Origin of the sequence: Kocuria sediminis (assembly GCF_009735315.1) — a bacterium.
Lineage (GTDB): Bacteria > Actinomycetota > Actinomycetes > Actinomycetales > Micrococcaceae > Kocuria > Kocuria turfanensis.
In genome coordinates this window covers 131893-152910 of record NZ_WOGU01000008.1, presented here as the reverse complement: position 1 = coordinate 152910, position 21018 = coordinate 131893, and the positions used below count along the sequence as shown (strand labels likewise).

Sequence of the window (21018 nt, the reverse complement as noted above, 5' to 3'; positions counted from 1 at the left end):
GGTACGCGGCCGAGCCGGCGGGCCGAGCGGCCCGGTCGGGGCGGCCAGGGGACCTGCTCACTCTAGTCCGCGGCCGGGGCGCCCCCCGTTGTAGGAGTCCTACAAAATCCGGGCGGGGGCGCCGGGCCCTCAGCCCACGCGGCCGAGGACCACGTTCCAGGGCCGGACGGTCCGCTCGGTGACCACCCCGTGGCGCACCAGCGGGTCCTCGTCGGTGAGCCGCTCGACCGCGGCGGCGTCCTCGGCGGCGAACACCAGCAGCGCCCCGGCGGGGCCGTCGTCGTCGTACGGCCCGGACGCCAGGAGCCGGCCCTGCGCCACGAGCCCGCCGAGGTACTCCCGGTGCTCGGGCCGGCGGGCGGCCAGGACGTCGGCCGGGCCGCCGTAGACGTAGGTGACGGCGAACGTCGTGGGGTTCTCGGCTGCGCTCACGGTGACTCCTGAGGAACGTGCCGCGGTCCTCCGCCACCGGGCGGGGAAGCGCCCAGGCGGCTCCCGGGCAACGCGGCTATTAGTGTGGACGGAACCCGACACTACGCGGAGCGCGCCCGGGCGGACAGCACCGGCCCGCCCGCGTCGCCGGAGACCGCCGACCCGAGGAGCGCCGTGCCCGACCCCCTTGCCGCCGACCTGCGCGACCCCGCCGTGCTCGCCGCCCTGGAGGCCCTGGGCGCCGGGCGGATCGACGTCCTCGACGAGGTCGGCTCCACCAACGAGCAGCTGAGGGCGGCCGTGACCCGGCAGGCGCGCGGACCGGCCCCCGCCCGGCCGTGGACGGACCTGTCCCTCCTGCTGACCGGCCACCAGAGCGCCGGGCGCGGCCGGCTGGACCGGGTGTGGACCACCGAGCCCGGCACCGCCCTGACCTTCAGCGTCCTGCTGCGCCCGGCCGGCGCGGGCGGACGGCCGCTGCCGACCCAGTACTTCCCGTGGCTGACCCTGCTGATGGCCGCGGCCGTGGTCGAGGCCCTGGCGGACGTGGCGGGTGCCGGGGCGCGGATCAAGTGGCCCAACGACGTGCTCGTCGACGGGCGCAAGGTCGCGGGCCTGCTGGCGGGCCTCGTCCTGGACCCGCACCGGGCCCCGGCCGTGGTCCTGGGCACCGGGATCAACGTCGCCCAAGATGAGCTGCCCGTGGCCACGGCCACGTCCGTGCGCCGGGCCACCGGCCGGGACGTGGCGCGCGCGGCCGTCCTCGAGGCCGTGCTGGCCGCCTTCGTGCCCCGCTACCGGCAGTTCTGCGCGGACCCGGCCGCCGCCACGGGGCCCGGCGGGCCGCTGCGCCGCCTCGTCGAGGACCGGATGGAGACCCTCGGGCGCTCGGTGCGCGCCGAGCTGCCCGGGGGCGCCGAGCCCGTCACGGGCACCGCCGTGGGCCTCGGCGCCCACGGCGGGCTGCTGCTGCGCGACGGCGCCGGCGCGGAGCACGAGGTGACCGCCGGCGACGTCGTGCACCTGCGCCCGGCCGCCCCCGGGAAGGCCTGACGGTGCCCGCCCGGCCCGCCCTGCAGCCCGGCGAGCGGGTGCTCGTCGCCACCCGGGCCCACGGCGCCCGCCTGCTGCGCCCCTTCCTCGTGCTGCTGCTCGTCGTCTTCGCGCTCTCGCTGGCGCAGCGGGCGCTCGAGCTGCGCTGGCGCCCCGTGGCGGAGCCCTGGACCACGGTGCACGCCGCACTGGACGTCCTCCTGCTGGTGGCTGCGGCCGCGTGCCTGCTGCGCTGGTGCCTGCGCCCGCTGCTGCGCTGGTGGCGCACCCGCTACGTGCTCACCACCCGCCACCTGGTGCTCGTGCGCCCGGGCGGGCCCCGCCGGGACGTGGCCCTGCCGCTGGAGCAGCTGCGCCGGGCCGTGGTGGAGCGGCCCCGGGGCCCGTCGCTGGGCCGGCGCGACGGGCGCGTCGTGGCCGACTTCGGCTTCCTGGGCGGGCTACGCCTGGAGCACGCCCCGGAGGCCGACCGGCTGGCCGAGCTGATCCGGCAGGCCGCGGACGAGCAGCGCGCGGGCGGATCCGGCGGGGGTGCGGGGGACCGGCGTCCCACTAGAGTGGGGCAGGACGGGGTCGTGGCACCACGCCCGGACCCGTCCGTCCTTTCGCGCCGGCCGTGGGGCCGGCGGACCGTCCCCCAGGAACAGGAGTGACGCGTGGCCAATGAGGACCCGGAGGACCGGGGCGAGCCGGCGCTCGGCCCCCAGACGGAGCAGCTGAACCTCAACCTGCACAACCCGGTGCAGGCCAACCTCTACCGCTCGGACGAGTCCAAGGCGGCCGTCCAGGCCCTGGAGCGCACCCTCCTGGGCTCCGAGCGCGTCCTGCGCCGCCGCGAGGCCGCGCGCCGGGGTGGGCTGTCCCTGCTGTCCTCGCGGAAGGTGTGGCGGGCCCTGGGCTTCCCGAACCTCACCGACGACGACGTGTGGTTCACCGAGCAGGACTCCGAGGCGCTGCGGGTGCTCTCCACCATGGTGCTCGAGGAGAAGGTCACCGAGGAGGCGGCCCTGTCCCTGGTGCGCTCGATCGGGCAGATGACCGACCGCATGGTCGTGTGGCAGGTCGAGGCCCTGGTCGAGGACATGGTGGTGCACGGCGGCATGACCGACGCCGCCGCCCGCCGGCAGCTGCTGCACCTGCTCCCGGACCTCATCGACGCGATCGAGAACCTGCTCGTCTACTCGTGGCGGCGCCAGATGAACGCCGCCGTGCAGCGGCTGGCGATGCGCGTGGAGCGCCCGGACGGCTCCACCGCCACCGGCGCGGTCGACGAGGACGGGCCCTCCTCCATCCTCCCGCTCGCGCGCGGGGTCGGCTTCGCCGACCTCGTCTCCTACACCTCCCTGTCCCGGCAGATGAACGAGCGGACCCTGGCCAACCTCGTGCAGCGCTTCGAGCAGCGCTGCGCCGAGGTGATCGCCGTGGGCGGGGGTCGGCTGATCAAGACCATCGGGGACGAGGTCATGTTCCTGGCCGAGACCCCGCAGGGCGGGGCGCAGATCTCCCTGGCCCTCTCGCGCGCCATCCGCGACGACCCCGAGCTCCCGCAGGCGCGGGTGGCCTTCGTCTGGGGCCGGGTGCTGCCGCGGCTGGGGGACATCTACGGACCCACGGTGAATCTGGCCTCCCGGCTCGTGGCGCTCACCGAGCCGGGCTCCGTGCTCGTGGACGCCTCGACCGCCGCCGTGCTCTCCGGCGACGACCGGTTCATCCTCCTCCCGCAGCCCACGCGCAACGTCCGGGGCTTCGGCGACGTCCAGCCCGTCGCGCTCGCCCAGGGCGCCGGCCCCGGGCTGGAGGTCGACTTCGAATGAGCGCACCCCTCGTCATCCGGGCCGGGGCGGCCACCGACCGCGGTCTGCGCCGGGAGTCCAACGAGGACGCCCTGGTGGTCACCGCCACGATGTGCGCCGTGGCGGACGGGATGGGCGGGCACGAGGCCGGGGAGGTCGCGAGCGCCCTGTGCGTGCGCACGCTCGGGGCGTCCCCGCTGTTCCGGCTGGAGGACTTCCGGGAGTTCACGGTCTCGGAGCCGGACCCGGCCCTGGACATCGCCCGGTTCCGCGCCACCGTGGAGCGGGAGCTGCGGCTGGACCCGGAGATCCCCGACGCCGCGATCGAGGCCGTGCGGCGGGTCCGCTCGGTGCTGTGGCAGGCGGACCAGCACATCCAGAGCGCGTGCGAGGGCCGGGCCGGGACCACGGTGACCGGGGTGTGGCTGGCGCAGCTGGACGGGCGGATGTTCTGGATCGTCTTCAACACGGGCGACTCGCGCACCTACCGGCTCCTGCCGCCCCCGGACGGGACGGGCCAGGGCGACGGCACCCCGGGGCTGGCGCAGCTCACCGTGGACCACTCCGAGGTGCAGTACCTGGTCTCGATCGGCCAGCTGACCTCCGCCCAGGCGCTGGTGCATCCGCGGCGCAACGTGATCACCCGCGCCCTGGGCACCGGCCAGGTGTGGGAGCCGGACGTGTGGGTGCTGCCCGCCCAGCCGGGGGAGCGGCTGATGCTGTGCTCGGACGGGCTGACCAACGAGCTCAGCCCCGCCCACATGGCCCGGGTGCTGGGCTCGGTGCCGCACCCGAAGGAGGCCGCCGACGTCCTGCTGCAGGCCGCGCTGCGGACCGGCGGGCGGGACAACGTGACCGTCATCGTCGCCGACGCGGTGTCCCCGGAGGAGTACGCCGCCTGGGTCTGAGCGCCGCCGTCCGCTGAGCGCCGCGGGGCGCCGTGTCCCCGGAACCACGCCGGAACCTGCCCGGCAGCTCTCCCGCGCATCCCCGGAAGTGGGGGCGATCACGAACCGTCACACCGGTCCGCCCGCCCGGGAACACTCTTTACATTGGGGAACATGGTCGTCTCCCGCCGTTCCCTCGTCCGCTCCGGGGCGCTGCTGGCCGTCTCCGGGGCGCTGGGGGGCGCGCTGGTCCGGCCGGGGGCGCAGGGCTCCGGCTTCGTGCTGTGGGGCTCGTCCTCGGCCGCCAGCGCGCTCCACCGCGAGCACCCGCCCGGCTACGGACCGGTGCGGATCGACGTGCTCCTCTCGCGCCTCCTGGGCGTGCCCGGGACCTGCCGGGCCGTGGGCGGGGACGAGTCCTGGCAGACCCTGGCGATGCGCAGCTACGACCACCCCTACCGCCCCGACCTCAGCGCCGAGGGCTGGCGGCTGCCGGTCCAGGGGCAGGTGGTCGTGCCCACCGCGGACGGGCGGGCACCCGACGGGGCGCCCCCGCTGCCCGGCACCGTTGACGGGGTGGTCTGCTCGATCCGGGCGGTGCCGGGCCGGGAGGGCGCGGTGGTCCTGCGCCGGCACGTGCCCGGGCCCGCCGTCGAGCTCGGCCCCGGCCCGCGCAGCTGGTGGCACACCGACCTGGAGAGCCGCCACCGCGGACAGGTGCACCTGTTCTGGACGGGCAAGAACAACATCGAGGACCCCGGACGGGTGCTCGCCGACACCCGGGCGGCCTGGGCGGTGGAGCCGGCGCGGTCGGTGGTGATGGGCCACTGGCACACCTGGCGGGACCGCCGCGGCACGGCCGGCTGGGAGCAGGTGCGCGCCGTCAACGCCGCCTACCGGGCGGAGTACGGGCCCGCCTACCACGACACGATGGCGGACCTGTGCGACCCGCAGCTGTGGGCGCTGCCCGCGCTGCGTCCCTACCGGATCGGCGAGTCGCCGGAGGACCGGCGGTGGCTGGCCCTGGGCCTGCCGCCGTGCTCGGTGGTCGCCGGCGACCGCAAGCACCTCAACGCCCTGGGCAACACGCTCGTGGCCCACGGCCTGCACCGCCGCCTCACCGGCCCGGCGGGACCGTACTGAGCCGGCGATCCGGGCCGCTGCTCCGCGCCGGCGTTGCCGAACCGTGACGCAGGACTGCTTGCCCGCCGGGGAGACCCGGCCTAACCTACAACCAAATGGTTGTAGAACATGAGCTGACGGACGACGAGGTCGACCGCCTCTTCCAGGCCCTGGCGGACGCCACCCGGCGGGACATCGTGACGCGGGTGCTGCGGCAGGAGCAGTCGGTCTCCGCGCTGGCGGGGCACTACGCGATGAGCTTCGCCGCGGTGCAGAAGCACGTGGCGGTGCTCGAGAGGGCCTCGCTGGTCACCAAGCAGCGGCGCGGCCGCGAGCAGGTGGTGCACGCCGCGCCGGACACCCTCCGCCGGGCGGCCCAGCTGCTGGAGTCCTACGAGGAGCTCTGGCGCGGGCGCGCCCGCCGCATCGACGACCTCCTCGCCGAGGGGGTGCCTCCCGGGGACCGGGGGGCCGAGTAGGAAGGAACAGGACATGCCGGTCATCGACGTGCAGAAGGACGTGGAGGCGCTGGCCCTCACCTTCGTGGCCGAGTTCGACGCGAGTGTCGAGCAGGTCTGGCAGGTGTGGGAGGACCCGCGCCGGCTCGAGCGCTGGTGGGGGCCGCCCGAGTGGCCCGCCACCTTCGTCGAGCACGACATGCAGGAGGGCGGGCGCTGCCGGTACTACATGACCGGCCCCGACGGGGAGAAGGCCGCCGGCTGGTGGACGGTCACCGCCGTGGACACCCCGCGGCGGCTCGAGTTCGACGACGGCTTCGCCGACGAGCACGGCGAGCCCGACCCGGCCATGGGCACCACCCACGCGGTCGTCACGCTCGAGGACGTCGGCGGGCGCACCCGCATGACCACACGCTCCACCTTCGAGAGCGCCGAGCAGCTCGAGCAGATGCTCGCCATGGGCATGGAGGAGGGCATGCGCCAGGCCATGGGCCAGATCGACGGCCTCCTCGTCGGGGCGCGGAGCGGGAGCGACGCGCCGCGCCGCTGAGCTCCCGCCCGCGGCAGGACGGCGCGACGACGCCGCCCCGGGACTCCCGGGACGGCGTCGTCGCGCCGTGGTCGTGGCGGTGGCCGTGGAGGCGCGGGCGCCCGGCTCAGGCCTGCTGCGGCACCTCGGCGACGGGCGCAGGACCCCCGGGCGCCGCTGCGTCGGCCGACGACCGGTCCTCCGGGGCCGGGGTCGCCGGCTCCCCGGCGGGCCCGGCGCCGGCGGCCCGCTTCGCCGCGACCTTCCGCGGCTTCAGCTCGAGCCGGCGCTCGTGCTTGCGCTCGGTCCGCCGCTCCGCCTGCTTCTCGGCCCGGCGCTCCTTCCGGCGCTCGTCCTTGGCCTCCTCGGCCGTCTTCTCGCCGGCGGCGCCGGCCCCTGAGGTGGCGGTCTCCCGGCGGGGGGCCCGCTCCTTGACGGGGGCGTCGCCCGAGGCGCGCAGCCGGCGGTAGTGCTCGGCGGCCTCCTCCTGGCGCCGCGCCTCGATCCCCGTGGCGATCTCGGCCCGCAGGTGCTCCGGGGCGAGCTCGAACGCCGCCACGAGGTCGAGGGCGTGGGGGCGCAGCCGGGCCAGCAGGCGGTCGATGTACTCGTCGAGGCTGCGCCCGCGCCGCATGGACAGCCGGCCGTAGGAGAGGTACCAGGCGAGGTTCTTCTCGATCAGCCGCAGCCCGAACACGTCGCGCAGCCAGGTCAGCACCGTGCGGGTGCCCGGGTCCTCCACCTGGGCCAGCCCCCGGGTGAAGGCCTCCCACTGCAGCAGCTCCGCGTGCGCCCGGGCCGTGGCGATGATCCGGTGCTGGTTCTCGTTGAACAGCGCCGCGGCCTCCGCGCGGGGCAGCTTGGCACTGGGCCGCAGGTTCTCCGCGATCTCGGCGACCATCGTCTCCACCCGGTCGGTCAACAGCGCGTGCTGGGCCGACTCCTCGCGCAGGGCGTTGACCGAGCGGCGCACGTCCCCGGTGTCGCGGAACGCCTGCCCCAGCTTGCGCAGGCCCGAGCGGTGGTAGGTGGCCTCGGTGGCCCGGCCCGCCACGTAGCGGGCCATCACCCCCACGTCCACCTGCTTGAACTCGTCCGCCCAGTCGGAGAGCAGCCGCTTGGCCACGAGCTGGAGCAGCACCGTGTTGTCGCCCTCGAACGTCGCGTAGATGTCGAGGTCGTGCCGCAGGGAGGTCAGCCGGTTCTTCGTCAGGAAGCCCGCGCCGCCGCAGGCCTCGCGGCACTCCTGCACGGTCTCGAGGGCGCTCCACGTGGACAGCGCCTTGAGCGCCGCGGCGAGGGTCTCGAGGTCCTGGCGGTTCTCGTCGGTGTCCTCCCGCCCGGAGAACACGGCGTCGTACTTGTCCAGCAGCTCCTGGTGGGCGAAGTTCATGGCGTAGGTCTCGGCGAGGCGGGGCAGCAGCCGGCGCTGGTGCTGCTGGTAGTCCAGCAGCACCTCCTCCTGGACATCGGAGGAGGCGTTGAACTGGCGCCGCTCGCTGCCGTAGCGCACCGCGATGGTCAGCGCGGCCTTGTTCGCCAGCACCGCGGCCCCGTCCAGGGAGACCCGGCCCTGCACCAGGGTGCCGATCATCGTGAAGAACCGGCGCCCGGGGCTCGCGATCGGCGAGCTGTAGGAGCCGTCGGCGGCCACGTGGCCGTACTTGTCGAGCAGGTGGGCGCGCGGGACCCGGACCCGGGTGAAGTGCAGCCGGCCGTTGTCGATGCCGTTGAGCCCGCCCTTGTGGCCGTCGTCCTCGCCGCCGACGCCCGGCAGGAACCGGCCGTCCTCGTCGCGGATGTCCACGTAGAAGGCGTGCACCCCGTGGTTGACGCCCAGCGTCACCAGCTGCGCGAACACCACGGCCGCGCGCCCGTGCACGGCGGCGTTGCCCAGGTAGTCCTTCCACGCGGCCTTGAAGGGCGTGTGGATCTCGAACTCCTCGGTGGCGGGGTCGTAGGTCGCGGTGGTGCCGATCGAGGCCACATCGGAGCCGTGGCCGATCTCGGTCATCGCGAAGACCCCCGGGATCCGGAGGTCGCGGATGTCCGCGAGCCACCGGCGGTGGTGCTCCTCGGTGCCGAGGTTCAGCACGGCGGAGCCGAACAGGCCCCACTGCACCCCGGCCTTGATCTGCATGGACGGGTCCCCGAGCAGCAGCTCCTCGAAGCCGGAGACGTTGCCGCCGGGATCGTTGTGCCCGCCGTACTCCTCCGGCAGCCCGCGGCTCATGGCGCCGTGCTCGACCAGCAGGTGCAGCTGGCCCAGCACGCGCTCGCGGTGCTCCTGGTAGGTGAGGTTCTCCTGCTGGTGCAGCCGCTCGTCCAGCAGCATCCGACGGGTCTGCCGCCGGATCCCGGCCCAGCGCCCGAGCAGGACCTCGCCCAGGGCGGCGACGTCCACGGCGGGCGCCGGGGAGTCGGTGCGGTCGGTGTCGGCGGGTCGGTCGACGGTGGTGGTCATGCTCGCTCCTGTCGTGGGTGACCGGCGGTGGCCGGTGCGGTGACGGGGTGGTGGGGCCGGCCGGGGTCCGCCCGGCCCGGGACGGTGGTCAGGTGGCGGGCGGCACGGGCGCCCCGGGCGGGCGCAGGCCGTTGACGGCCCAGCCCACGATGAGCTCGGTCATCCGCTCGCGGGAGGGGCGCTCCGCCCCGGCGGGGGTGCTCATCCAGGCCTCCCCTGCGCCGCGGACCATGCCGATCGTGGACGCCGCCCAGTAGCCGAGCACCGGTTCCGCCAGGCGCCGGTCGGCCGGGGTGTGGCGCACGTGCGCCTGCGCCAGCAGGGCGGTGACGGACTCCACGAACTCCTGGATGACGTAGCGCTCCCCGGCGGCCTCGGCCGGGGCCTCCTCCGCGCCGGAGCGCTCGCCGCGGGCCCGGTCGCCGCGGCCGCGCTCGGCGCGGTGGCGCTCGTGGCGGGAGCGGCCGGTGTCGGGGGGCAGGGCGACGACGAAGCGGTAGACGGGGGCGGAGCGCTCGATGCTGAGCAGGTACTCCGCGACCATCGCCTCGACCGTGTCCTCGAAGCTGCCGGCCGCGCGGGCCGCCTCCTCGAGCCGGTCCCGCATCCGGGTCACCGTGTACTCGCCGACGGCCCGCTGCAGCCCGGCCTTGTCCCCGAAGTACCGGTAGTACACGGACTTGGAGGTCTGGCACGCGGACGCGATCTCCTCCATCGAGGCCTGCGCGCCGAGCTCGTCCACGGCGCTGCGGGCCGTGCGGATCAGCTCGATCCGCCGCTGGGCGCGGTGCCGGGCCCAGCGGGAGGAGCGGCCGTCCACGGCCGGGGCCGGCTCCGGCGCGGTCCCCTCCGGGGCGGGTTCGGGTGTGTCGACGTGTTTCACGATACCCAGGGTATCAGGTAATATCGTCCGTGACGTGATCAGCATCACACCACCACCGAGGAGTTCCCTGTGACCGAGTCCACCCCCGAGCAGACCGCCGACCCCACCGCCGAGCACACCACCCCCAGCGGCGCCGGGCGCACCGGCGTGGCCCGGCGCGCCGTCGTCGTCGGGGCCAACCGCATCCCCTTCGCCCGCGCCCACGGCGCCTACGCGAGCGCCGGCAACCAGGACATGCTCACCGCCGCCCTCGACGGCCTGGCCGCCCGCTACGGCCTGGCCGGGGAGCGGATCGGCGAGGTGGCCGCCGGCGCCGTGCTCAAGCACCCCAAGGACTTCAACCTCACGCGCGAGTCCGTGCTCGGCTCGGTCCTGGACCCGCGCACCCCGGCCTTCGACGTGCAGCAGGCCTGCGCCACCGGCATGGAGGCCGTCTCCACCCTGGCCAACAAGATCCGGCTGGGCCAGATCGACTCCGCGGTCGCCGGGGGCGTGGACTCCGCCTCGGACGCCCCGATCGTGGTCAGCGAGCGGCTGCGGCGGACCCTGCTCCAGCTCAACCGGGCGAAGACCACCCAGCAGAAGCTCAAGGCCCTGGCGGGTCTGCGCCCGGCCGACCTCAAGCCGGTGGCCCCCGGCACGGGGGAGCCGCGCACGGGACTGTCCATGGGCGAGCACCAGGCGCTCACCACCGCCCGCTGGGGCATCTCCCGCGAGGCCCAGGACGAGCTCGCCGCCGCGAGCCACCGCCACCTCGCCGCCGCCTACGACCGCGGGTTCTTCGACGACCTCGTCACCCCCTTCCGCGGGCTGTCCCGGGACAACAACCTGCGCCCGGACAGCACGGTCGAGAAGCTCGCCGGGCTCAAGCCCGTCTTCGGGAAGTCCCTCGACGCCGCGGCGACGATGACGGCCGGCAACTCCACCCCGCTCACCGACGGCGCCTCCACCGTGCTGCTCGCCTCCGCGGAGTGGGCGGCCGAGCGCTCCCTGCCCGTGCTCGCCGACATCGTGGACGTCGAGGCCGCCGCGGTCGACTTCGTGCACGGGGACGAGGGGCTGCTCATGGCCGGCGCCTACGCCGTGCCCCGGCTGCTGGCCCGGCAGGGCCTGGCCCTGGAGGACTTCGACTTCGTGGAGATCCACGAGGCCTTCGCCGCGACCGTGCTCTCCACCCTCGCGGCGTGGGAGGACGAGCAGTTCGGCCGCGAGCGCCTCGGCCTGACCGGTGCCTTCGGCACCGTGGACCGCGACCGGCTCAACGTCACGGGCTCGTCGCTGGCCGCCGGGCACCCCTTCGCCGCCACCGGCGGGCGCATCGTGGGCACCCTCGCCAAGCTGCTGCGCGAGCGCGCCGACGAGACCGGGCGCCCGGCGCGCGGGCTCATCTCGGTGTGCGCCGCCGGCGGCCTGGGCGTCACCGCGGTGCTCGAAGCCCGCTGACCCCGTCCCCCCACCGACCAGCACAGCAAGGACCCACCCCATGGCAGACACCTATCTCGACCTCGTCAGCTCCGCCCCCGGCGGGAAGCTCGCCCGGCAGCTCGGCCTGCCGGCCCCGGTCCGGCTGCGCCGGCACCGGCCGGGCGCCCCGCTGCTCCCGGGCCCCGTCCTCGTGCTGGGCCGCGGGGAGGAGGCCGACCGGATCGCGGCGTCCCTGCTCGGCTGGGACCTCGACGTGCGCCGCCACCCCGAGGACGTCCACCGGTTCGGGGCGGTCGTGCTCGCCCTCACCGAGCTCACCGAGCCGGGGGAGCTGGCCGAGCCGGCCCTCGGCCTCGGCGCGGTGCTGCGCTCCCTCGCCCCCGGGGGGCGCGTGGTCACGGTGTCCCGGCCCGCGCCGGGGATCGGCACGGGCGCGGCCTCGGCCACCCCGGCGGCCGCCGGGCCGATCGCCCCGGCGGTGGCCGCGGCGCGGCAGGCGGTGGTGGGCCTGCTGCGCTCCGTGGCCCAGGAGCTGCGCGGCGGGGCGACCGCCAACGGCGTGCTGCTCGCCGAGGGCGTGGCCCCGGAGGCCCCGAGCGTGCTGGGGGCCCTGCGGTTCCTGCTCTCGGGGCGCAGCGCCTTCGTCTCCGGACAGTTCGTGACGGTCGGCGACGACGCCGGGGGGCTCCCGGACGACTGGGAGGCCCCGCTGCGGGGCAAGGTCGCCGCCGTCACCGGCGCGGCGCGCGGCATCGGCGCCCAGATCGCCCGCACGCTCACCGAGGCCGGGGCCCGCGTCGTCGTCGTCGACGTCCCGGCCGCGGGCGAGCCCCTGGCCGCCCTGGCCAACGAGCTGCGCGCCGTGGCCCTCCAGCTCGACGTCACGGACCCGCGCGCCGGGGAGCGGATCCTCGGGCTGGCCCGGGAGCGCTTCGGGCGGCTGGACGTGGTGGTGCACAACGCCGGGATCACCCGGGACAAGCTGCTGGCCAACATGGACACCGCCCGCTGGTCCTCGGTGCTCGCCGTCAACCTCGAGTCCCAGCTGCGGATGAACGAGCAGCTCCTGGCGGGCGAGGGGCTCGGGCAGTCCCCGCGGATCGTCTGCCTGGCCTCCACCAGCGGAGTGGCCGGCAACCGGGGGCAGACCAACTACGCCGCCTCCAAGGCCGGGGTGATCGGCATGGTCGCGGCCACGGCACCGCTGCTCGCCGCCCGCGGCGGCACCGTCAACGCGGTGGCCCCCGGGTTCATCGAGACCGAGATGACCGCCCGGATCCCCGCCGCCCGCCGGCAGGTCGCCCGGCGGCTGAACTCCCTGCAGCAGGGCGGGCTGCCGGAGGACGTCGCCCAGGCCGTGCTCTTCCTCGCCTCGGACGCCGCCGGCGGGGTCAACGGCCAGACGCTGCGGGTGTGCGGGCAGAACCTGGTGGGGGCGTGAGCATGGACGGCGCGGCGCGCGAGCAGGTGGTCCTCACCGACGTCCCCTCCCTCGGCGGGCTCTACGCGCGCGCCGCCGCCGGTGCGGCCGCCGGGGCCGCCGGCCGGACCCTGACCCGCCGGCTCCCGGGCCGACGGCCCGGGCGCGGGACCGGGGCCGAGCCGGTGCTGCCCGCGGTGGAGCACGTCGTCGAGGGAGCGGCCGTCGACGCCCCCGCGCACGAGGCGTTCTGCCGCACGGTCGGGGCGCCCCTGCGGGAGGGCCCGCGCGGGACGGAGGCCTTCTCCGGCTACCTGCACACCCTGGCGTTTCCCGTGGCGATGAGCGTGCTCACCCGCGGCGACTTCCCGCTGCCGGTGCTGGGCATGGTGCACCTGGCCAACGAGGTGGAGCACCGCGGTGCCGTCACGGTGGGGGAGGACCTCACGGTCACGGCGCACGCCGAGCGGCTGCGCCCGCACCGGGCCGGGGCGCAGGTCGACCTCCTCGTCCGGCTGGCCCGGGAGGACGGCGAGCTCGTCTGGACGGGCCGCTCCACCTATCTCGCCAAGGGGGCGCGCGTGCCGGGACCGGTCGAGGACGGGCCGCGCCGGGAGTTCGTGCCCCCGGCGCCGACCGGACGGTGGCGGCTGCCGGCCCGGACGGGACGGGACTACGCGGCCGTGAGCGGGGACTGGAACCCCATCCACCTCTCCGGACCCTCCGCGCGGGCGCTGGGGATGAAGGGGGCGATCGCGCACGGGATGTACTGCGCCTCCCGCGCCCTGGCCGAGGTCGGGGCGCCGGCCGGGACGGGCTTCCGCTGGACGGTCGAGTTCGCCGCCCCGGTCCTGCTCCCGGGCACGGTGGCGGTCGCGATCTCGGACGACGGGCGGGGCGCCGGGTGGAGCCGGTCGGACTACGCGGGCTGGGACCCGCGGCGAGGGCGGCCGCACTTCACCGGAACGGTGCGCCGGCTGGACGGCTGAGGCCGCGCCCGCCGTCGTCGTCCCCGCACGCACTCCTTGACGGAGACAAAGGTGTAAGCGTGTAATTGATGTATGGATGACATCACGGGGTGGCTGGCCGGGAGACTGCCGGACGAGTGGTTCGAGGGCCCGCCGCAGGTGAGCGTGGATCGGGACGAGATCCTGGTCGTCGGAGTCCTTCCGGAACCGACCGCGGGACCGGAGGAGCCGGGGCGGCGGGCGGCGGAGGCGGGACGGATCAAGCGCTTCCGGGAGGAGACCCGGAGCCGGCGGATGCGGATCGCGGACGAGGCGGAGCAGCGCTTCGGGCGGAAGGTGGCCTGGGGCGCCTCCTGCGGTCAGACCCGGGAGGTGTTCACGAGCCTGTCCGTGCCGGTGATGACCCGGCTGCGGCAGCCCGAGCGCATGGTGCTGGACACCCTGGTCGAGGCCGGGGTGGCGCGATCGCGCTCCGAGGCCCTGGCCTGGTCCGTGCGCCTGGTCGGTCAGCACCAGCGGGAGTGGATCGACCAGCTGCGCGAGGCGCTGGTGGCGGTCGAGGCGGCGCGGGCGGCGGGACCGGTCACATGAGCCCGGGTGTGGTGGCGGAGAGCCTCCGGCACCACATCGACGAGGACCGCCGGTCCGGGGGTGCGCAGACCGCCGGCACCGGCCGGCCGGGGCCCGCCGCCCGCCCGGTGGTGCGACGGGGGTGGCGCGCCGCCCCGCCCTCCGCGGGTTGAGCCGGTCGCCATGCGGCGGACGGCCCTGACCCGCGTGCAGCCCACCGACTCCACCCACCGGGTCACCACCCTGGAGCTGTTCTTCGACCTGGTGTTCGTCTTCGCCTTCACCCAGGTGACCCAGCTGATGGCCGACGACCCCACCCCCGTCGGGGCCCTGCGCGGACTGGTCGTGCTCGCGCTGCTGTGGTGGGCCTGGTGCTCCTACGCGTGGCTGGGCAACCAGGCCCACGCCGACGAGGGCGTCGTGCGGCTGACGCTCATCGTCGCGATGGCGGCCATGTTCGTCGTGGCGCTCACCATCCCGGAGGCCTTCGCCGATCTGCCCGGCGGCCTGTTCGCGCCGTTCGTGTTCGCCGCCTGCTACGCCGCCGTGCGCCTGCTCCACCTCGGCTGCTACCTCATCGCCGCGGGGGAGGACGCCGGGCTGCGCCGTCAGCTGCTGCTCACCGCGGTCCCGGTCACGGCGGCCGTCGCGCTGCTCGTGGCCGGCGGCGCACTCGGCCCGCCGTACCAGACCGTGCTGTGGGCGCTGGCGCTGCTGGTGGACTACACCGGCATCTGGCTGGTCGGCACGACCGGGTGGCGGGTGCACAGCCCCGTGCACTTCGCCGAGCGCCACGGGCTGATCGTCATCGTCGCGCTGGGCGAGTCCCTCGTCGCCATCGGCGTCGGCGTCGCCGAGCAACCGGTGTCCGCCGCCGTGATCGCCGCCTCGATCCTCGGGATCGTGGTGGCGACCAGCCTGTGGTGGCTGTACTTCGACGTCGTCGCCCACGTCGCCGAGGGGGTCCTCACCTCCGCGCAGGGCCAGGCGCGCAGCCGGCTGGCCCGGGACTCCTACACCTACCTGCACTTCCCGATCGTGATCTCCGTCATCTTCCTCGCCCTGGGGCTGAAGAAGGTCCTGGAGTACGTCGCCGACACCGAGCAGCACGCCCTCTCCGACGCCCTGACCGGCGTCCCCCTGATCGCGCTCTACGGCGGCGTCGCGGTCCATCTCCTGGGCCATGTCGGCTTCCGCCGCCGCAACGTGGGGAGCTGGAACCCCCACCGCACCGCCACGGCCGCCGTCCTGCTGCTCCTGATCCCCGTCGCCTGGCAGCTGCCGGCCCTGGCGGCCCTCGCCGTCCTGGCCGGCGTCCTCGCGGCCCTCGTCGGCTACGAGGTGGTGCGCTTCCGCCGGCCCCGCGCCCAGGTGCGCCACCACCCGCCCGCCGCGCCCTGACCCGCCCCGCGGCAGCAGGCGGCCGCGGCCGCTGGCCCCGCGGTCGGCTCCGCGGCCCGCCGTGGCGCCACCGCCCGTGTCCGGGTGGTGGGCCACAATGGTCGGGTGAGCCCACAGCAGAGGACAGACGCCCGCCCCGTCGACGCCACCGGCCAGGACCTCAACCCGGCCCCGCCGAGCGAGGACCTCAAGGAGGAGTACGCGGAGCTCGTGGACCGGGTGCGCGCCGCGCGCACCGCGTACTACGTGGAGGACGCCCCCACGATCTCGGACGCCGAGTACGACGAGCTCTACCGGCGGCTCGAGGAGGTCGAGGCGCTGAACCCCGAGCTGGTGGCCAACGACTCGCCCACCCAGGAGGTCGGCGGCGAGGTCTCCACGGCGTTCACGCCGGTGACCCACCTCGCCCGGATGTACTCCCTGGAGGACGTCTTCTCCGTCGACGAGCTCACGGCCTGGATGGCCAAGGCCGCCGCCGCGATCGAGGCGCTGCCGGACGCCCCGGAGCCCGCGTGGCTGACCGAGCTGAAGATCGACGGGCTGGCCGTGAACCTGCTCTACCGCGACGGCGAGCTCGTGCGGGCCGCGACCCGCGGCGACGGCACGACCGGGGAGGACGTCACGCACAACGTGCGCACCATCGCCACGATCCCCACCACCCTCGCCGGGGACGACGTCCCCGAGGAGGTCGAGATCCGCGGCGAGGTCTTCATCTCCTCCCGCGACTTCCGCGCCCTCAACGAGGCGATCGTGGCCGAGGGCCGCGCCCCCTTCGCCAACCCGCGCAACGCCGCGGCGGGCTCGCTGCGGCAGAAGGACCCCGAGGTCACCGCCCGGCGCCGGCTGTCCATGTACGTGCACGGCGTGGGCGCCGCCACCGGCCTGCGCGCCGAGACCCAGTCCGAGGTCTACGGGCTGCTCGAGCGGTGGGGACTGCCGGTGAGCCCCTACTACAAGGTGCTGCCGTCCACGGAGGACGTCCTGGGCTTCATCGAGGAGTACGGCCGCCGCCGCCACGACCTCATCCACGAGATCGACGGCATCGTGGTCAAGGTCGACGACCGCCGCACCCAGTTCCGGCTCGGGCACACCTCACGGGTGCCGCGCTGGTCCGTGGCCTACAAGTACCCGCCCGAGGAGGTGCACACGAAGCTCAAGGACATCCTGGTCAACGTGGGCCGCACCGGCCGGGTCACCCCCTTCGGGCTCATGGAGCCGGTGCGGGTCGCCGGGTCCACGGTGGAGATGGCCACCCTGCACAACCGGGACGTGGTGAAGGCCAAGGGCGTGCTCATCGGCGACACCGTGGTGCTGCGCAAGGCCGGCGACGTGATCCCCGAGATCGTGGGCCCCGTGGTCGCCCTGCGCGACGGCACCGAGCGCGAGTTCGTGATGCCCAGCCACTGCCCGTCCTGCGGCACGGAGCTGCGCCCGGCCAAGGAGGGCGACGTCGACATCCGCTGCCCCAACGCCCGCAGCTGCCCGGCCCAGCTGCGCGAGCGGGTCTTCCACGCCGCCGGGCGCGGCGCCTTCGACATCGAGGCCCTCGGCTACGAGTCCGCCCTGGCGCTGACCCGGCCCGACGAGCCGGAGACCCCGCCGCTGACCAGCGAGGCCCACCTGTTCGACCTCACGCCCGAGGACCTGCGCGACGTCCGGATCCGGCGGGAGAAGAAGTCCCGCGGCACCCCCACGGGGGAGACGGAGTTCGTGCCGTACTTCTGGTCGAAGGGCACCGCCAAGAAGCCGTCCGAACCCACCGCCACCACCCGCAAGCTCTTCGAGGAGCTCGAGAAGGCGAAGTCCCAGCCGCTGTGGCGGGTGCTCGTGGCGCTGTCCGTCCGGCACGTGGGCCCCACCGCGGCCCGTTCCCTGGCCACCGCGTTCGGCTCGATGCAGGCCATCCGCGACGCCGACGAGGAGACCCTCGCCCACACCGACGGGGTGGGACCCGTCATCGCCGCGTCCGTCAAGGAGTGGTTCGCCGAGCCGTGGCGGTGCGAGATCGTGGAGCGGTGGGCGGCCGCCGGCGTGCGCATGGTCGACGAGGTCGACGAGTCGGTGCCCCGCACCCTCGAGGGCACCACGGTGGTCATCACCGGCACCCTCGAGCGCTTCAGCCGGGACTCGGCGAAGGAAGCGGTCCTGGTGCGCGGCGGCAAGGCCTCCGGGTCGGTGTCGAAGAAGACCCACTTCGTGGTGGCCGGGGAGAACGCGGGCACCAAGCTGGACAAGGCCGAGCAGCTGGGCGTGCCGGTGCTGGACGAGGAGGGCTTCGAGCGCCTCCTCGCCGGCGGCCCCGACGCCGTGGCCCCCGGCGGCGCGGCCGAGGACACGGACGGGAACGCGGACGGAAACGTTCACGGGAACGCCGGCGAGGTCGCGGCCGACCCGGGCACGGCGCAGGAGAGAACGGCGCAGGAGAGAACGGCGCACGACAGCGCGGCGGACGCCGCCGCCGACGAGGACGGGGCCTGAGCATGGGACGCCACGACGACGCACTGGACGGTCTCGGCCCCACCGGCGGGGAACTGGAGGAGCTGCTGGAGCTGGCCCTGGCGGCCGCCGAGGCCGGCGCCGAGGTCCTCCGGGGCCGGGACGCCGCACGCCTCGGCGTCACCGGCAAGTCGGGGGAGGGGGACTGGGTCACCCGCTTCGACGTCGCGGCCGAGCAGGCAGTGCTGCGCACCGTGCTGGCCCGACGCCCGCACGACACGGTCACGGGCGAGGAGTCAGGCACGCACCGGCCCGAGCAGCCGTCCGGGATCCGCTGGTCGGTGGACCCGCTCGACGGCACGACGAACTTCATCCGCGGCATCGTCTACTACTGCACGTCCGTGGCCGCCGCCGACGCCGAGGGCAACTGGCTCGTGGGCGTGGTCAACGCGCCGGCCCTGCGCCGGACCTACTTCGCGGTGCGGGGCGCCGGGGCGTGGCTGGAGACGGACGGCACCACCCGCCGTCTCACCGGACCCGAGCCGGGCCGGCCGGGGCGCATCTACGGGACCGGGTTCTCCTACGACGCCGCCCGGCGCGACCGCCAGTTCCATACTTTCCTGAGCACAATGCGCCAGTACACGGACATGCGTCGTCTGGGTTCGGCCGCGCTGGACCTGTGCATGGTGGCCGACGGCACGCTGGACGGATACGGGGAACAGGGTCTGCACGAGCACGACTGGGCCGCCGGCGCGCTCATCGCCGAGGAGGCCGGCGCACTCGTCCGCCGCCCCGTCCTGCCCTCCCCGGCCGACGGCCCGGTGCCGCCCGAGGACCGGCTCGCGGCCTGGATCACCGCACGTGAGCGCGGTATTCCCGGCTGAGACGAGCCCACCCGGCCCCCGGGGGCCGGGTGTGAGATGCCTCTCGTGACTTGACCGAGACAAAACCGTTGCCATAGCGTGACATTCGAAGCGTTCTTCCCGAGGGCATGCCCTCCGCTTCCGGAGCACGGCTCCGAACCGTCGGGTTCCATCACGGCCCGACACCCCCGCGGCGACGGATGGTGTTATACCTCACGTCGAGAGTCAGGGGGGTAGCGCAACAGAAATCGTTACGCTACCGTGATAAACAGCTTCCCCGAGGATCTCCTCCGGGGATCCGGTGTGCCCCGAGCCTGCCTCGAGCACGCCACCAACTCATGCTAGGTGCTGCCGTAACACCGCACGTCGTCTGAAGGGCAGCCACCTGTAAGCACTTACCCGACAACACCTTTGACGGGTAGACGACGGCGCGAAGACATCCGGGGACGGAAACGAGCGCAGGTGGCCCAAGGGAGCATCATGACCAACGCCAACGCTGTTCGTCGCAACGTCCGTCGCGGTGCCGCCGCCCTGATCCTCGGCGGGACCGCCGTGGGCGCCATGGCCCTCCCGGCCAGCGCCGCCCCGGGCTCGACCTGGGACGCCCTCGCCGAGTGCGAGTCCGGTGGCAACTGGAACACCGCCACGGGCAACGGCTTCTCCGGTGGCCTGCAGTTCACCCCGTCGACCTGGGCCGCCTTCGGCGGCACCGGCGCCCCGCAGGACGCCTCCCGTGAGCAGCAGATCGCCGTGGCCGAGAACGTGCTCGACGGCCAGGGCTGGGGCGCATGGCCCGCCTGCTCGGCCGAGCTGGGCCTGAGCGGCAGCGCCGCCCCCTCCACCAACCCGATGGGCTCCGCCACCACCGTGGCCCCCCAGTCCGTCGAGGCCCCGGCCCCGATCGAGGCCGCCCCGGCCCCGGTCGCCGCCCCGGCTCCCGCCAAGGTCGAGGCCGCCCCCGCGCCGGCTCCGGCTGCCGCTCCCGCGGTCGAGTACGTCGCCCCGGCCGCCACCGTGGCCCCGGCCCCCGTGGCCGGCGAGTCCTACACCGTGGTCGCCGGCGACACCCTCTCGATCATCGCCCAGAAGCTGGGCGTCGAGGGTGGCTGGGAGGCGCTGGCCGCCGCCAACGCCGGCAGCATCGCCGACCCGAACCTGATCTTCCCCGGTCAGGCGCTGAACATCCCCGCCTGATCCCTCCCGGGATCGGCACCGCGCGGCCTGGCCGCGCAGCAGCACGAGACGAAGGGCCCCTCCGCGTGCGGAGGGGCCCTTCGTCTCGTGCTGCGGCCGGTCGCGACCGGCCGCAGGCGCGGCGCGAGGCGCTCAGAGCCACAGCCAGGGATCGGCGGGCTCCGCCGCCACGTCCCCGAAGCTCACGGAGCGCTCGGCGCCCTTCACCCGGTACGGCTGGATGATGCGCAGGGACTCGCCCTCGCGGTGCTGGACCTCCACGGCCACCGCGGTCTGCCCGGAGCGGTCCGGCAGGGTCACCGGGAACGCGACGCCCGCGCAGAGGATCTCGTCCCGCAGCTGCTCGGCCTTGTCCCGCAGAGCCTGCAGCGCCGCCTCCGGGGCGAGCTCCGCCACCTGCTCCGGCGGCAGGGCGTCGAGCTCGTACTCGCCGTCCTTGCGGGCGGTCACCAGGAAGGCCGGAAAGGCCCCGTGCTGCCCCAGCTGCTGCTCGGCCACGGCCTGCACGTGGGCCACGACCGTGTCGATGGTCTCGGCGGCGTCCTTGCTGACCCGCTGGCGCCAGGCGTTGGCGGCGTCCGTGGCCGAGGCCGAGCGCGTGGTCCTCCCGGGCCGGGCGCCGGCGGGGCGGTCCTTCTGGGCGCCACGGGCCTTCTTCGTGCGGGCGGGGGTGCTCTTGGCCATGTCCGGGTGCTCCTGTGTGGTGGGTGGGCGTGCCTCCAGGGTATGCCCCCGCACCGGCCCCTCCGTCCGCGCGGGCGGTGGGGCCCGCGCGGCTAGACTGGACCGGAAACCACCCCGACCACGAGCAGGAGTGCGCATGTCTGCGATCACCCGCGAGCAGGTCGCCCACCTGGCGAAGCTCGCGCACATCGAGATGACCGAGGAGGAGCTGCGGTCCATGGCCACGGAGCTGGACCTCGTCGTCGACTCGGTCGCGTCCGTCAGCGAGGCCGCCGGCCCGGACGTCCCGGCCACGAGCCACCCGATCCCGCTGCAGAACGTCTTCCGGGAGGACGTCGTGGGCGAGACCCTCACCGCCGAGGAGTCGCTCAGCAACGCCCCGGACGCCGTCGAGGGCAAGTTCAAGGTGCCCGCGATCCTGGACGAGGAGTAGCCG

General features: G+C 75.0%; 20 protein-coding genes. 16 read left to right on the top strand and 4 right to left on the bottom strand.

The genetic code is table 11. The features are described from left to right. Nucleotides 1-129 precede the first annotated feature (129 nt). Complete coding sequence (locus tag GMA12_RS19555) at nucleotides 130-432, bottom strand: YciI family protein (RefSeq protein ID WP_162459746.1); 303 nt, start codon at nucleotides 430-432, stop codon at nucleotides 130-132. 174 nt (nucleotides 433-606) lie between these two features. Between GMA12_RS19555 and GMA12_RS11155 the strand changes: the two genes are divergently transcribed. The 7 genes from GMA12_RS11155 (at nucleotide 607) to GMA12_RS11125 (ending at nucleotide 6295) form a co-directional block, all read left to right on the top strand. Next, nucleotides 607-1485 carry a biotin--[acetyl-CoA-carboxylase] ligase gene (locus GMA12_RS11155; RefSeq protein ID WP_156269572.1) on the top strand — a complete coding sequence of 293 codons (879 nt, stop codon included), beginning with the start codon at nucleotides 607-609 and terminating at the stop codon, nucleotides 1483-1485. Between the two features lie 2 nt (nucleotides 1486-1487). Beyond that, nucleotides 1488-2138 carry a hypothetical protein gene (locus GMA12_RS11150; protein ID WP_156269571.1) on the top strand — a complete coding sequence of 217 codons (651 nt, stop codon included), beginning with the start codon at nucleotides 1488-1490 and terminating at the stop codon, nucleotides 2136-2138. A 3-nt stretch (nucleotides 2139-2141) separates the two neighbouring features. Continuing rightward, nucleotides 2142-3299 carry an adenylate/guanylate cyclase domain-containing protein gene (locus GMA12_RS11145; protein ID WP_162459745.1) on the top strand — a complete coding sequence of 386 codons (1158 nt, stop codon included), beginning with the start codon at nucleotides 2142-2144 and terminating at the stop codon, nucleotides 3297-3299. After that, nucleotides 3296-4186 (top strand): PP2C family protein-serine/threonine phosphatase, encoded by an 891-nt coding sequence (locus GMA12_RS11140; protein WP_156269570.1) that lies wholly within the window; start codon nucleotides 3296-3298, stop codon nucleotides 4184-4186. The genes GMA12_RS11145 and GMA12_RS11140 overlap by 4 nt, the downstream gene beginning before the upstream one ends. A 153-nt stretch (nucleotides 4187-4339) precedes the next feature. Then, nucleotides 4340-5308 carry a hypothetical protein gene (locus GMA12_RS11135; protein WP_156269569.1) on the top strand — a complete coding sequence of 323 codons (969 nt, stop codon included), beginning with the start codon at nucleotides 4340-4342 and terminating at the stop codon, nucleotides 5306-5308. Between the two features lie 95 nt (nucleotides 5309-5403). Continuing rightward, nucleotides 5404-5766: an ArsR/SmtB family transcription factor gene (locus GMA12_RS11130; RefSeq protein WP_156269568.1), complete on the top strand. Its 363-nt coding sequence runs from the start codon at nucleotides 5404-5406 to the stop codon at nucleotides 5764-5766. Nucleotides 5767-5779: 13 nt separating this feature from the next. After that, nucleotides 5780-6295 (top strand): SRPBCC family protein, encoded by a 516-nt coding sequence (locus tag GMA12_RS11125; RefSeq protein WP_156269567.1) that lies wholly within the window; start codon nucleotides 5780-5782, stop codon nucleotides 6293-6295. A gap of 106 nt (nucleotides 6296-6401) precedes the next feature. Here the strand turns inward: GMA12_RS11125 and GMA12_RS11120 are convergent, their stop codons facing one another. Beyond that, on the bottom strand, nucleotides 6402-8738 hold the full coding sequence (locus GMA12_RS11120) for an acyl-CoA dehydrogenase family protein (RefSeq protein WP_240898777.1): 2337 nt from the start codon (nucleotides 8736-8738) through the stop codon (nucleotides 6402-6404). Nucleotides 8739-8826: 88 nt separating this feature from the next. Then, complete coding sequence (locus GMA12_RS11115; protein WP_370831278.1) at nucleotides 8827-9621, bottom strand: TetR/AcrR family transcriptional regulator; 795 nt, start codon at nucleotides 9619-9621, stop codon at nucleotides 8827-8829. 69 nt (nucleotides 9622-9690) lie between these two features. Between GMA12_RS11115 and GMA12_RS11110 the strand changes: the two genes are divergently transcribed. From GMA12_RS11110 to GMA12_RS11075, 8 genes are all read left to right on the top strand, one after another. Further along, nucleotides 9691-11064 carry an acetyl-CoA C-acetyltransferase gene (locus tag GMA12_RS11110; RefSeq protein WP_162459744.1) on the top strand — a complete coding sequence of 458 codons (1374 nt, stop codon included), beginning with the start codon at nucleotides 9691-9693 and terminating at the stop codon, nucleotides 11062-11064. Nucleotides 11065-11104: 40 nt separating this feature from the next. Next, on the top strand, nucleotides 11105-12487 hold the full coding sequence (locus GMA12_RS11105) for a 3-oxoacyl-ACP reductase (protein WP_156269565.1): 1383 nt from the start codon (nucleotides 11105-11107) through the stop codon (nucleotides 12485-12487). Between the two features lie 2 nt (nucleotides 12488-12489). Beyond that, a complete protein-coding gene (locus GMA12_RS11100; RefSeq protein WP_156269618.1) occupies nucleotides 12490-13455 on the top strand; it encodes a MaoC/PaaZ C-terminal domain-containing protein in 966 nt (321 codons plus the stop codon). Between the two features lie 72 nt (nucleotides 13456-13527). Then, a complete protein-coding gene (abmR, locus tag GMA12_RS11095; protein ID WP_156269564.1) occupies nucleotides 13528-14025 on the top strand; it encodes an ATP-binding transcription factor AbmR in 498 nt (165 codons plus the stop codon). A 162-nt stretch (nucleotides 14026-14187) separates the two neighbouring features. After that, nucleotides 14188-15405, top strand: a complete 1218-nt coding sequence (locus GMA12_RS11090) for a low temperature requirement protein A (protein ID WP_156269563.1) — start codon at nucleotides 14188-14190, stop codon at nucleotides 15403-15405. Nucleotides 15406-15510: 105 nt separating this feature from the next. Then, complete coding sequence (gene ligA / locus GMA12_RS11085) at nucleotides 15511-17883, top strand: NAD-dependent DNA ligase LigA (protein ID WP_370831272.1); 2373 nt, start codon at nucleotides 15511-15513, stop codon at nucleotides 17881-17883. 2 nt (nucleotides 17884-17885) lie between these two features. Beyond that, entirely contained in the window at nucleotides 17886-18725 is an 840-nt protein-coding gene (locus GMA12_RS11080) for an inositol monophosphatase family protein (protein ID WP_156269562.1), read from the top strand. Between the two features lie 459 nt (nucleotides 18726-19184). Then, the gene (locus GMA12_RS11075; RefSeq protein ID WP_156269561.1) at nucleotides 19185-19898 is read left to right on the top strand and encodes a LysM peptidoglycan-binding domain-containing protein; all 714 of its coding nucleotides are present in this window, start codon (nucleotides 19185-19187) and stop codon (nucleotides 19896-19898) included. A 132-nt stretch (nucleotides 19899-20030) separates the two neighbouring features. Here GMA12_RS11075 and GMA12_RS11070 read toward each other — a convergent pair whose 3' ends face one another. Next, a complete protein-coding gene (locus GMA12_RS11070; RefSeq protein WP_206064676.1) occupies nucleotides 20031-20582 on the bottom strand; it encodes a hypothetical protein in 552 nt (183 codons plus the stop codon). Nucleotides 20583-20718: 136 nt separating this feature from the next. Between GMA12_RS11070 and gatC the strand changes: the two genes are divergently transcribed. Next, nucleotides 20719-21015 carry an Asp-tRNA(Asn)/Glu-tRNA(Gln) amidotransferase subunit GatC gene (gene gatC, locus GMA12_RS11065; RefSeq protein ID WP_156269560.1) on the top strand — a complete coding sequence of 99 codons (297 nt, stop codon included), beginning with the start codon at nucleotides 20719-20721 and terminating at the stop codon, nucleotides 21013-21015. Nucleotides 21016-21018: the final 3 nt, after the last annotated feature.